A 12,599-nucleotide genomic window follows, 5' to 3' on the forward strand; every position below is an offset into this window, starting at 1 on the left:
GGGGCGTCAGGCGTCGGTGAGGGTGAAGTCCCTGAACCGTTCGCGCAGTGCGGTTTTCAGAAGTTTTCCCGTCGCGGTGTGGGGCAGTTCGTCGACGAAGACGATCGCGTCGGGGAGCCACCATTTGGCGACGTGCCGGGCCAGATGATCGCGGATCGCGGTGTCGGTGACGGTGCTGCCGGGCTTGCGGACGACGATCAGCAGCGGGCGCTCGTCCCATTTGGGGTGGTGGATGCCGATCGCCGCGGCCTCCGCGACGCCGGGGCAGCCGATCGCGGCATTTTCGAGATCGACCGAGCTGATCCATTCACCGCCCGACTTTATGACGTCCTTCGACCGGTCGGTGATCTGCATCGTGCCGTCGGTGTGGAGCATCGCGACGTCGCCGGTGTCGAACCAGCCCTCCGCGTCGACCGCGTCGGCATCCGCGCCGAAATAGCGCTGCACCACCCAGGGGCCGCGGACCTGGAGCGAGCCGGCGATCGAGCCGTCGCGCGGCAGCACCTGCCCCTGATCATCGATGATGCGCAGTTCGATGCCGAAGGGGACGCTGCCCTGCTTGGTGACGAGATCGAGCTTCTCGTCATGCGTCATCATGTCCCAGTGCGGCGGCGCGAAGCCCGCGGTGCCGATCGGCGAGGTCTCGGTCATGCCCCAGAGATGCTTGACCGACGCGCCCATGGTCATGATCCGGTCGATCATCGCGCGCGGGGCCGCGGCGCCGCCGATCGTCACCAGATTCAGATGCTCGGGTGCCTCGCCGGTCGCGTCGATATGCCCGAACAGCGCAAGCCAGACGGTCGGCACGCCCGCCGAATGCGTCACATGCTCCTGGTTCATGAGCCGGCACAGCACGCCCGGATCGTTGATCGCCGAATAGACCACCTTCGCCCCCGACAGCGCGCAGGCGAAGGGCAGCCCCCAGGCGGCGGCGTGGAACATCGGCACGACGGGCAGCACGACCGCGCTGGGGGACAGATCGAACACCCAGGGCGCGACCTCCGCCATCGCGTGGATCAGCGTCGAGCGGTGCGTGTAGAGCACGCCCTTGGGATTGCCGGTGGTGCCGCTGGTATAGCAGAGCATGCACGGATCGCGCTCCGGCCCCTCGACCCAGACATAGTCGCCGTCCTGCTCGTCGAGCAGCACGCGGAAGCCGTCGGGGCCGAGATCGTCGAAACAGACATAATGGCGGATGCTGGACCAGTGGCCGCGCAGCCGGTCGACGATCGGCTGGAAGGCCTTGTCGTAGAGCATCACGCGGTCTTCGGCGTGGTTGGCGATATAGACGAGCTGTTCGTCGAACAGCCGCGGGTTGATCGTGTGGATCACCCCGCCCATCCCGATCGTGCCATACCAGGCGACGAGGTGGTGTGCATGGTTCATCGCCAGCGTTGCGACCCGGTCGCCGGGACGGACGCCAAGCTTCTCAAGCGCTTGCGCGAGCTTCTTCGCGTCGCGTGCGATGCCGGACCAGTCGGTGCGGGTCTCGCGGCCGTCCGCCCAGTAGCTGACGATCTCGCGCCGCCCGTGCTCGCGCGCGGCATGGTCGATCAGCCGGGGGACGCGAAGCTCGAAGTCCTGCATTCCACCCAGCATTCCCGCTCTCCCAAGCTGTTATCCGACGAGAGCCAGCCGCGTTTCCGAGGTCTTGAGCTCCACCTTTGTCACACCGTGCAACGACTCGATGTGCTCTGCAAGCTCGCCGTCGAGCAGGAAATCGCGGCCGAGCAGGATGCTGACCTCGCCGTCGGGGAGCATCGCGCGGACGCGCACCTCGCCGCGCGCGCCGCGGTGATCGGCGAGCAAGGACGCGAGCCCGGCGAAGGCGGCCATGTCCGAGATGGTCACGACGACCTGGAAGCGCGCGATATTGGCGAGCCCCTCGAACGGCTGGATCCGCTTGATGCTGACGCGCGGCGTGTCCTCGCCGGGCTTGCGGTCGAGCTCGACGGTGATGAGCCCGCAGCCGCCCGCCTTGGCGGCGTCCTCGAGATCCTTCGAGACCTGATCGTCGAAACAGGTCGCCATGAACTGGCCGCTGGCGTCCGAGCATTGCGCCATCATGAAGCGCTTGCCGCGCGCGGAGGTGCGATAGCGCGCATCCTCGACCAGCACCGCCATCGTCGCGCCGGCGCGGCTGCCGTCGTCGGGAATGTTGAGCTCCGACAAGGCGGTATAGGCGCGTGCGCCGTGGCTGTTGGCGATGTGGCGGTGGCGGTCAACCGGGTGCGCGGAGAAATAGAAGCCGAACGCCTCCTTCTCCTGGTCCATGCGCTGGCTGAGCGTCCAGCGGACCGAGGGCGGCAGCTTGATCGCGTCGCCCGCGGGCTCGGCATCGCCGAACAGACCGCCCTGCCCGCTGGTCTTGGCGGCGTGGGTGCGGGCGGCGATCGCGAGGATCGTCTCGGCGGTGGCGTGGATGCCGGCGCGGTTGGGCTCGAACCCGTCGAACGCGCCCGCGGCGGCGAGCGTCTCGAGCTGGCGCTTGTTGAGCAGGCGCGGGTCGACGCGCTTGGCGAGATCGTCGAGCCCGGCAAACGGGCCGTTCTGGACGCGCTCGACGATGAGCTTCTCCATCGCGCCTTCGCCCACGCTCTTCAGCGCGCCGAGCGCATAGCGGACCGCCAGATTGGTTCCCCGCGAAGGCGGGGACCCAGTCTGGGCACCCGCCTTCGCGGGTGAACAGTCTTCTTCCTCGGTGTCGGGCAGCACCTCGACGTCGAACTCGGCCTGGCTGGCATTGATGCAGGGCGGCAGCGTGGCGATGCCGAGGCGACGCATGTCGTCGGTGAAGATCGCGAGCTTGTCGGTCTGGTGCAGGTCGTAGCACATCGACGCAGCGAAGAATTCGTGCGGGTGATGCGCCTTCAGCCACGCAGTCTGATAGGCGAGCAGCGCATAGGCGGCGGCGTGGCTCTTGTTGAAGCCGTAGCCCGCGAACTTGTCGATCAAATCGAACAGCTCGTTGGCCTTCGCCTTCGGGATGTTGTTCACCTTGGCGCAGCCCTCGACGAAGATCGCGCGCTGCGCGTCCATCTCGGCCTTGATCTTCTTGCCCATCGCGCGGCGCAGCAGATCGGCGCCGCCGAGCGAGAAGCCCGCGAGGATCTGCGCGGCCTGCATGACCTGTTCCTGGTAGACGAAGATCCCGTAGGTCTCCGACAGGATCGATTCGAGCGCGGGGTGCGGATATTCGATCGTCTCGGTGCCGTTCTTGCGGCGGCCGAACGACGGGATATTGTCCATCGGGCCCGGTCGGTAGAGCGAGACGAGCGCGATGATGTCGCCGAAGTTGGACGGGCGCACCGCGGACAGCGTGCGGCGCATGCCCTCCGATTCGAGCTGGAACACGCCGACCGTGTCGCCCTTCTGAAGCAGCGCGTAGACGCCGGCGTCATCCCATTCGAGCGCGTCGAGATCGACCTTGATCCCGCGCTTGGCGAGCAATTGCACGCCCTTCTGCAGCACCGAGAGCGTCTTGAGCCCGAGAAAGTCGAACTTCACGAGGCCTGCGCCCTCGACATATTTCATGTCGAACTGCGTGACGGGCATGTCCGAACGCGGATCGCGGTAGAGCGGCACGAGCTGCGCGAGCGGGCGGTCGCCGATCACCACGCCCGCGGCGTGGGTCGACGAGTGCCGCGGCAACCCCTCCAGCTTCATCGCCAGATCGAGCAGCTTTCGCACGCCATTGTCGTTGGCATATTCCTTGGCGAGCTCGCCGACGCCGTTCAGCGCGCGCTCCAGCGTCCAGGGATCGGTCGGGTGGTTGGGGACGAGCTTTGCCAGCCGGTCGATCTGGCCATAGCTCATCTGCAGCACGCGGCCGGTATCCTTCAACACCGCGCGCGCCTTCAGCTTACCGAAGGTGATGATCTGCGCGACCTGGTCGCGGCCGTATTTCTCCTGGACGTAGCGGATCACCTCGCCGCGGCGGGTTTCGCAGAAGTCGATGTCGAAATCGGGCATCGACACGCGTTCGGGGTTCAGGAAGCGCTCGAACAGCAGGCCGAGCTTGATCGGGTCGAGATCGGTGATGGTCAGCGCCCAGGCGACGACCGAGCCTGCGCCCGAACCACGGCCCGGACCGACCGGAATGTCGTGATCCTTCGCCCATTTGATGAAGTCGGCGACGATCAGGAAATAGCCGGGAAAGCCCATCTGGACGATGACGTCGACCTCGAAGGCGAGGCGCGCGCGATAGACGTCGCGCCAGCCGTCCTCGGCCTCTCCGTGGAGTTCGGTGATGCGCGCGAGACGCGCCTCAAGCCCGGCCTCGGCGTCGTCGCGGAGCAGTTTCGCCTCGCCTTCGATATCGCCGGCGAGGCTGGGGAGGATCGGCTTGCGGTAGGGCGCCATGACCGCGCAGCGCTGGGCTACGACCAGCGTGTTGGCGATCGCCTCGGGCAGGTCGGCGAACATCTCGTGCATCACCGGCGCGGGCTTCATCCACGCTTCGGGGCAACTGCGGATGCGGTCCTCGGTCTCGACATAGGTCGAATGCGCGATGCAGAGCATGGCGTCGTGCGCGTCGCCAAACGCGCTTTCGGTGAAGCAGCACGGGTTGGTCGCGACGAGCGGCAGGTTGCGGTCGTAGGCGATGTCGATCAGCGCGTCCTCGGCGGCGATCTCGGTCGCGTCGCCGCGGCGTGAGAGTTCGATGTAGAGACGGTCGTCGAACAGGTGCTGGAGGCGGTCGAGATAGGCGCGGGCGCGGTCGGGCTGACCTTCCGCGAACAGCCGGGCGAGACCGCCCTCGCCGCCTGCGGTCAGCGCGATCAGCCCGTCGGCATGGCGTTCGAGGGCGGCGAAATCGACATGCGCGGGCATCTCGATCGGGCGATCGAGATGCGCCATCGAAACGAGCGCGCACAGATTGTCATAGCCCTTCGCGTTCTGGGCGTAGAGCGCGATCCAGTCGAACGGGGTGGCGATGCCGTCGGGCATGTCGGGACGGCTGAGGCCGAGCATCACGCCGATGACGGGCTGGACGCCGTCCTTCTTGGCGGCGTCCGAATAGGCCATCGCGGCGTAGAGCCCGTTACGGTCGGTCAGCGCGGCGGCGGGGAAGCCGAGCGCGCGCGCCTGCTTGGCGATCGCCTTGGGATCGATCGCACCGTCGAGCATGGTGTAGCAGGAAAAGACGCGGAGCGGGACGTAACCGGAATGCATGGGTCAGAGGTAGGCGTTGCGGCGTGATTCGACCAGACGCGATGGCGGGGGGTGCGGGGTGGGACGCGATGAGTTGAGGTGGGGGTGTGGGTTTGTGGTTCGAGGCTGTTCTCCCGCGAAGGCGGGAGTCCAGTCTGGGCCCCCGCCTTCGCGGGGGAACAGTCTTGTGGTGCGGGTGCTGCCTACAAATACCACCCCGGCGGAGGCCGGGGGCCAGGTGGGGGACGTTGCTGACTGAGGTCTGCGCTTCGTTACTGCGACCTTTCCAACTGGGCCCCGGCCTTCGCCGGGGTGGTAGGAAAGGAGGTGGGAGTCCGGGCTGAGTCCCTGCCTTCGCGGGGGAACAGTCTTGTGGTGCGGGTGCTCCCCACAAGCACCACCCCGGCGGAGGCCGGGGCCCAGTTGGGGGACGTTGCTAACTGAGGTCTACGCTTCGTTACTGCGGCCTTTCCAACTGGGCCCCGGCCTTCGCCGGGGTGGTAGGAAAGGAGGTGGGAGTCCGGGCTGGGTCCCTGCCTTTGCGGGGGAACAGTCTTTTTGTGCAGGCGCTGCCTACAAGCACCACCCCGGCGGAGGCCGGGCCCAGGTGGGGGACGTTGCTGACTGAGGTCTGCGCTTCGTTACTGCGACCTTTCCAACTGGGCCCCGGCCTTCGCCGGGGTGGTGGAAAGGGCGCGTTAGAGCAGCTTTTCGATGTCGGTGCGGATGTCGGCGGGTTTGGTGGTGGGGGCGTAGCGGTCGACCACTTTCCCCGCGCGGTCGATCAGGAACTTGGTGAAGTTCCATTTGATCGCCTTCGAGCCGAGCACGCCGGGGGCGTCCGATTTCAGGCGGTCGAACAGCGGGTCCGCCTCGCCGCCGTTGACGTCGACTTTCGCGAAGACGGGGAAGGTCACGTCGTAGGTGAGCGTGCAGAAATTCGCGATCTCGGCGGCGTCGCCGGGTTCCTGCGCGCCGAACTGGTTGCAGGGGAAGGCCAGCACCTCGAACCCGCGATCGGCATAGTCGCGGTGGAGCGCCTCGAGCCCCTCATATTGCGGGGTGAAGCCGCATTTGGAGGCGGTGTTGACGATCAGCAGCACCTTGCCAGCATAGGTCGCGAGCGACGCGGGGGTGCCGTTGGCGGCCTTCACGGTGAAGTCGGTGATGGTCATGCGCGGTCCTCGTGTCGGGCGAGCAGATAGGTCAGGTTCTGACGGACGCCCGACCATTCGTGCGCCAAAATGCTGTAGACGATGGTGTCGCGCAAGCGGCCGTCCGCCATCACCTGATGCCCGCGCAGCACGCCGTCGCGCTTGGCACCGAGCCGCTCGATCGCGGCCTGTGAGCGTTTGTTGAGGCTGTCGGTGCGGATCTGGACGCATTCGCAGCCGAGCGTGTCGAACGCGTGGGCGAGTAGCATCCGCTTGGCCTCGGTGTTGACGCCGGTGCGCTGGACCGCGGTGGCGTAGAAGGTGCCGCCGATCTCGAGCCGCCGGTTCGCCGCGCTCATCCGCATGAAGCGGGTGCTGCCGCGGACGATGCCGTCCACCACCACCGCGAAGACCCGCGCGCGGCCAAAGTCCTGTTGCTCGAACGCCGCCGCGAGCCAGCGGTCGGGCGCCTTCATCAGCGCGACATTGGCGTAGAACAGGTCCCAGAGATTATCCGCAGACGCGGCGGCAACGAGCGCGTCCTTGTCCTCCGCGACCAGCGGGCGGAGCGTGACGTGACGCCCGACGAGCGTCGGTGTCGCGTCCCAGCTCAAGCCAGCCGGCCCTCGTGCAGCCGGAACACGCGGTCCATCCGCGCGGCGAGGCGTTCGTTGTGGGTCGCGACGAGCGCGGCGGTGCCCTGTTCGCGGACCAGCCGGACGAATTCGGCAAAGACGATGTCGGCGGTATGCTCGTCGAGATTGCCGGTCGGCTCGTCCGCCAGCACCAGCGCGGGCTTGTTGGCGAGCGCGCGGGCTACCGCGACACGCTGCTGCTCGCCCCCTGAGAGCTGACTGGGGCGGTGCGTGAGGCGGTGGCCGAGCCCGAGCTGGGTCAGGAGTTCGGCCGCACGCGCATCCGCCTGCGCGCGCGTCGCGCCGTGGACGAGCTGTGGCAGGACGACATTCTCGGTCGCGTTGAAATCGGGGAGGAGGTGATGGAACTGATAGACGAAGCCGAGGCTGTCGCGGCGCACTACCGTGCGCTCATGCGCGTTGAGCTTCGACGCCTCGGTGCCCGCGATCTTGATCGATCCCTGGAAGCCACCTTCCAGCAGCCCGACCGCCTGGAGCAGGGTCGACTTGCCCGAGCCCGAGGGGCCGAGCAGCGCGACGATCTCGCCCGGTGCGATTCCGAGGTCGATGCCGCGCAGCACGTCGATCGTCGCGCCGCCCTGCGTGAAGCTTTTGGTCAGACCGCTGGTCTGCAGGACATAGTCGTACGCCTGCGCGCTGCGCCGCTCGATTGGAAGGCCATTATTCATAACGCAGCACCTGCACGGGGTCGGTACTCGCCGCCTTCCAGGCCGGATAGAGCGTCGCGAGGAAGCTGAAGATCAGCGCCATCAGCGCGATCACGATGATCTCGACCGGATCGGTCTTCGACGGGAGTTCGGTCAGATAGCGGATCGAGGGATCCCAGAGATTCTGGCCCGTCACGAGCTGGACGAAGTTCACGACGCCCTGCCGGTAGAACAGGAAGACGAAGCCGAGCCCGAGCCCGGCGAGCGTGCCGAGTGCGCCGATCGTCGTGCCGACGACGATGAAGATCCGCATCAGCCCGCCGCGCGTCGCGCCCATCGTCCGCAGGATCGCGATGTCGCGCGTCTTGGCGCGGACCAGCATGATCAGCGACGACAGGATGTTGAACACCGCGACGAGGATGATGATCGACAGCACGGTAAACATCGCGACACGTTCGACCGCCAAAGCCTCGAACAGCTGGGCGTTCATCGTCCGCCAGTCCTGGATAACCGCGCGGCCGCCGATCTTCTCGGCGAGCGGCCGCAGGATCTCGCCGACCTTGTCCGCATCGACGGTCTTCAGCTCGACCATGCCCGCGGCGTCGCCCATCAGGAGGAGCGTCTGGGCATCCTCGATCGGCATGATGATGTACGCCTTGTCATAGTCGTAGACGCCGATCTCGAAGATCGCGCCGACCTTGTAGCTGACGATGCGGGGCACGGTGCCGAACGGCGTAGTCTGACCCTGCGGGCTGAACAGCGAGATGTCCGAGCCGACCTGCGCGCCGAGCGACTCGGCGAGCCGCGAGCCGATCGCGATCCGGCCGGACCCTTGCGTGATCGACTGGAGCGACCCCATCAGGACCTTGTCCTGGATCGTCGAGTTGCGGCGGATGTCGTCGACGCGCATGCCGCGGACCAGCACCGCCTCCGCGCGGCCGTTATAGGTGGCGGCGAGCGGCTGTTCGATCAGCGGCACCGCACTGGTGACGCCGGGGGTGGCGCGCGCCTGTGCGACGATCTCGCGCCAGTCGGGCATCCGGCCGCCGAGCGGCTGGACCACCGCATGGCCGTTGAGCCCGACGATCTTGTCGAACAGCTCGGCGCGGAAGCCGTTCATCACGCTCATCACGATGACGAGCGCGGCGACGCCGAGCATGACGGCGACCAGGCTGATCGAGGCGACGAGGAAGATGAACGCCTCGCCCTTGCCCGGCAGCAGATAGCGCCGGGCGATCATCCGTTCATAGCGTGACAGGATCATGGGTGCGGGGGTTCGATCGTTAGAAGAGATGTCCATCGGCTCTAGGACGCGGCCCCGCGCGAGGCAACCATGGCCGCGTCTGGATTGGTCTGTTGCGGATTCGACACAGCCCCCTGCCAATCGTGTGGCGCGCCCCGCAAACAGGGTGACAAACACCACGCAATTACTTAGCAAAAACCTCGCTGAGACACAGGCAACGGCCGTGGTTCGGGGAATGCTTTGACGCCGCACCGAAGGTGCAGAGCGGAAGCGACAAAATGGGGGCTGACGAGCGATCGTCACGCAGGCGCCCGGATCGGCAACGGTCCGGGCGTTTGCTTGTCCGGGCCATTTTCCTTACAACGAATACACTATTCGCCGCTCCCGGAACCCCCGAAGTGCAACAGGCACCGGACGAAGAGTGGGAGCTTCCAATTCTCACCCTTCGCCCGGATCTCTCTTTATAGCAGATAGAGTAGAGCAGCGTTTGTGAACCGTATCAGAACGAGCGCGAGATCGTGACGCCGTAGGTGCGCGGATCACCCGGCTGGCCGACGACCAGCCCCGTGCTGCCCGATTGCAGCGCGAGCAATTCGTAATAATCCTTCGCGAAGACGTTGCGGACCCAGCCGAAGACGTTCAGCCGGTCCTCACCGCGGAAGCCCAGCCGGACATTGCCGAGCGCATAGCCCTTGATGTTCGTATAGGCCGAGGCAGACGGGTTGGACGAGAAGGTCGAGCGGTAGCTGCCGTCATAGCCGAGATACACCTGGCCATCGAGACCGCCAATCCGTGCGGGCAGGTCATATTCGGCGCCGTAGGAGAAGGCCCATTTCGAGATGCCCGGCAGACGCTGGCCCGAGATGTCGCAGTTTGCGGGGCTGATCCCGCCCGGGGTCCCTGCCGGGCTTGGGCTCTGGCCAGCGGTCGCGGTGGTGCCGCCCGACAGCTCGGGCGGGCATGGCGCATCGACGAAGCGGACGTATTTCGCGTCGGTATAGGCTCCGTTGACGTAGAGGTTGAAGCGCGAGGTCGGGCGGAACGCCGAGTCGAATTCGAACCCGCGCGTCCGCACCTTGCCCGCATTCGCCAGATAGCCGCGCAGCACGCCGAGCTGGCCGTTGGTGACGGTCGCCTGGTAATCGTTGATCTCGGTCCAGAAGCCGGCGAGGTTGAGCGTCACGCGGCGGTCGAGGAACTGCGTCTTGAGGCCGAGTTCGTAATGGTTGACCGTCTCGGGCTTGACCGTCGCCGAGGCGAGGATCGGGTTGTTCGCGCCGTCGAGCGGGAGCCCGGACAGGTTGATGCCGCCCGACTTGTAGCTGCGCGCATAGGTCGCATAGGCGTGGATGTCGGGCGCCACGTCATAGGCGAGTGTCGCGTCGCCCGACACGTTCCAGTCGTCGAAGGCGGGGGTGTAAACCTGGGGCGCGAGCGTGCTGCACCGGTCGCGGGTGACCGAGCTGGCCGCCTGCGCGGTCGTCGAGCAGTTGAGCACCGCCCCTGCCCCCGCCCCCGCCCCTGTCGTCACGACCGAGACATAGGAGCCGGTCTTCTTGTCGTAATTGACGCGGAGACCGGGGGCGAAGGAGAGGGTGTCGGCGATGTGCCACGTCACCTTGCCGAACCCGGCCGCGGACGTGTTCTTGAAGCCGATCGTGTTGGTCGCGGTCAGGCCGTCGAGTACCGCGGGGTTGGATGCGTTCGCGCTGGTCGGGTTGAGCAGATAGCGGCTCGCGGCGGCGCCCTGGACCTGCAACCCCTGCGTGTCGATCGTCTGGTGGAAGTAGAACAGCCCGGCGACGTAATCGACCGTGTTGCGGCCGTTCGACGAGAGGCGGACCTCCTGACTGACCTGTTCCTGCTGCGACGGGTTGGCGGAGACCGAGGTGATCGGCAGGCCGATGAAGTCGCGGTCGTTCGACGGTTTCCAGTCCCAGATGCGCCATGCCGACACCGAAGTCAGCGACACGGGTCCGAGATCCCATTCGGCGAGCAATGCGGCGCCGCCCAGCTCCTGCCGTGCGCGCAGCGGGGTGTCGAGATCGGTCACGCGGTCGAACGCGTCACGCGACGGCGGGGTGTAGTTCAGTGCGGCGGCGAGCGCGTCATATTGCCGCGACACGGGCCGCTGCGTGGTGCCGACGCGTGCGAAGATCTGCGCGCAACAATCGGGGTTCTGGTGATTATAATCGCCCGACAGCGTGAGATCGAGATTGCCGGTCGCGTGCCAGAAGAGCTGGCCGCGCAGGCTCTGATTGTCCTGCGCGTTGACGTCCTTGCCGGTGCGGAGATTGCGGATCGTGCCGTCGCGCCGGGTGATCGACGAGGACAGCCGGATCGCGAGCCTGTCGTCGACCAGCGGGCCCGACACCGACGCCTTGGCCTGGACGAAGCGGAGATTGCCGGTGGTGAGCTCGATCCGTGCCTCGGGGGTGAAGCTGGGTTTGCGCGTGTAGATGTTGATCGCGCCGGCGGTGGTGTTCTTTCCGTAGAGCGTGCCCTGCGGCCCGCGCAGGATCTCGATCCGTTCGGTGTCGGTGAAGTCGAACGTCGCAGACGCGATGCGGCTGTAATAGACCTGGTCGACATAGATGCCGACGCCCTGTTCGATGCCGTCATTGGTGAGGCCGAACGGCGCGCCGAGCCCGCGGATGTTGGCGGCGGAGTTGCGCGGGTTGGTCGAGTAGAATTGCAGCGTCGGCTGAAGCTGCGTGATGCGGTTGACGTTGTACGCGCCGGTGTCGGCGATCGCCTGGCCGCCGATCACCGACATCGCGATCGGCACGCTCTGGATCGTCTCGGCGCGGCGGCGCGCGGTGACGACGATGTCTCCCCCGCCCTGCTGTGCCGCGCCGAGTCGGCCGGTGTCGCGCTGTGCGTCCTGCGGCGCGGGTGCGGCCTGATCGGCGGGTGCCGGCAGCGGTGATGCGGCCGCCTGCGCGGCGACCAGCATCGCGAAAATATGGGCCATGATCGTCTCCCTTGAACCTTGGCGCTAAAAGTCCATTGATTTGGTGGGAGTTCAATCTGGAACGGCTTTGCGGGGGCAAAGCTGCGCTATCGGGGGCCCGGAAAAAATCTTGGCGGGGCGATCTTGAAGGTTTTTGCGGGGTGACCAGATCACTGCCGCACGGCGCCTGATGGGCCGTGTGCCCGGGCCGCGCACAAGCGGGCCAGGGCTGATGTTGGATTGCTCAAGACGAGGATTTGACCATGCGACTCGACCTTACCCCCTATCGCCGCTCGACCGTCGGGTTCGACCGGCTGTTCGACATGATCGAGACGAACGCGCGCGGCGCGACGTCCGACAATTACCCGCCGTTCAACCTCGAGCGGATCGCGCAGGACCGTTACCGCATCACACTGGCGATCGCCGGCTTCTCGCGCGACGAGATCGCGATCACCGCGCAGCAGAACCTGCTGCTGGTCGCGGGCAAGAAGGAGGAGCGCGCGCCCGAGGGCCAGCTGCTCCATGTCGGCATCGCCAACCGCTCGTTCGAGCGGCGCTTCGAGCTGGCGGACTTCGTGCTGGTGGAGGATGCGCGGCTGAACGACGGGCTGCTGGTGATCGACCTGGTCCGCGAAGTGCCCGAGGCGATGAAGCCGAAGAGCATCACGATCAAGACCGGCGCGCCGCTGGCTGCGGTCGATACGGTTGCTGTCGATCAGGCTGCCTGATTTCTGGTCAGCGCTGTGGGGCGTCCGGATCCTTGGGGTCCGGGCGCCCTTTTGTGTCTGGGGT

8 protein-coding genes are annotated in these 12,599 nt (G+C 66.6%); 1 reads left to right on the top strand and 7 read right to left on the bottom strand.

Translation table 11 applies throughout. From position 1 onward, the window contains the following. Positions 1-6: 6 nt before the first annotated feature. The 7 genes from J3A66_RS04415 to J3A66_RS04445 form a co-directional block, all read right to left on the bottom strand. The gene (locus J3A66_RS04415; RefSeq protein ID WP_209567434.1) at positions 7-1,599 is read right to left on the bottom strand and encodes a long-chain fatty acid--CoA ligase; all 1,593 of its coding nucleotides are present in this window, start codon (positions 1,597-1,599) and stop codon (positions 7-9) included. An 18-nt stretch (positions 1,600-1,617) separates the two neighbouring features. Next, positions 1,618-5,175, bottom strand: coding sequence for a DNA polymerase III subunit alpha (dnaE, locus tag J3A66_RS04420; protein WP_209567435.1), 3,558 nt, complete (start codon positions 5,173-5,175; stop codon positions 1,618-1,620). A gap of 677 nt (positions 5,176-5,852) precedes the next feature. After that, positions 5,853-6,329, bottom strand: a complete 477-nt coding sequence (locus tag J3A66_RS04425) for a glutathione peroxidase (RefSeq protein WP_209567437.1) — start codon at positions 6,327-6,329, stop codon at positions 5,853-5,855. After that, positions 6,326-6,922 (bottom strand): GNAT family protein, encoded by a 597-nt coding sequence (locus J3A66_RS04430; RefSeq protein WP_209567439.1) that lies wholly within the window; start codon positions 6,920-6,922, stop codon positions 6,326-6,328. The genes J3A66_RS04425 and J3A66_RS04430 overlap by 4 nt, the downstream gene beginning before the upstream one ends. Continuing rightward, positions 6,919-7,632, bottom strand: a complete 714-nt coding sequence (locus J3A66_RS04435) for an ABC transporter ATP-binding protein (RefSeq protein ID WP_042467156.1) — start codon at positions 7,630-7,632, stop codon at positions 6,919-6,921. The genes J3A66_RS04430 and J3A66_RS04435 overlap by 4 nt, the downstream gene beginning before the upstream one ends. After that, entirely contained in the window at positions 7,625-8,875 is a 1,251-nt protein-coding gene (locus J3A66_RS04440; RefSeq protein ID WP_031396032.1) for a lipoprotein-releasing ABC transporter permease subunit, read from the bottom strand. Before J3A66_RS04440 ends, J3A66_RS04435 begins: the two co-directional genes overlap by 8 nt. A 478-nt stretch (positions 8,876-9,353) precedes the next feature. Then, a complete protein-coding gene (locus tag J3A66_RS04445) occupies positions 9,354-11,828 on the bottom strand; it encodes a TonB-dependent receptor (protein WP_209567441.1) in 2,475 nt (824 codons plus the stop codon). A gap of 242 nt (positions 11,829-12,070) precedes the next feature. Between J3A66_RS04445 and J3A66_RS04450 the strand changes: the two genes are divergently transcribed. Further along, positions 12,071-12,535, top strand: a complete 465-nt coding sequence (locus tag J3A66_RS04450) for an Hsp20 family protein (protein WP_209567443.1) — start codon at positions 12,071-12,073, stop codon at positions 12,533-12,535. The last annotated feature ends 64 nt before the right edge of the window (positions 12,536-12,599 follow it).

The organism is Sphingomonas sp. PvP018 (assembly GCF_017876865.1).
GTDB classification, from domain to species: Bacteria; Pseudomonadota; Alphaproteobacteria; order Sphingomonadales; family Sphingomonadaceae; genus Sphingomonas; species Sphingomonas aerolata.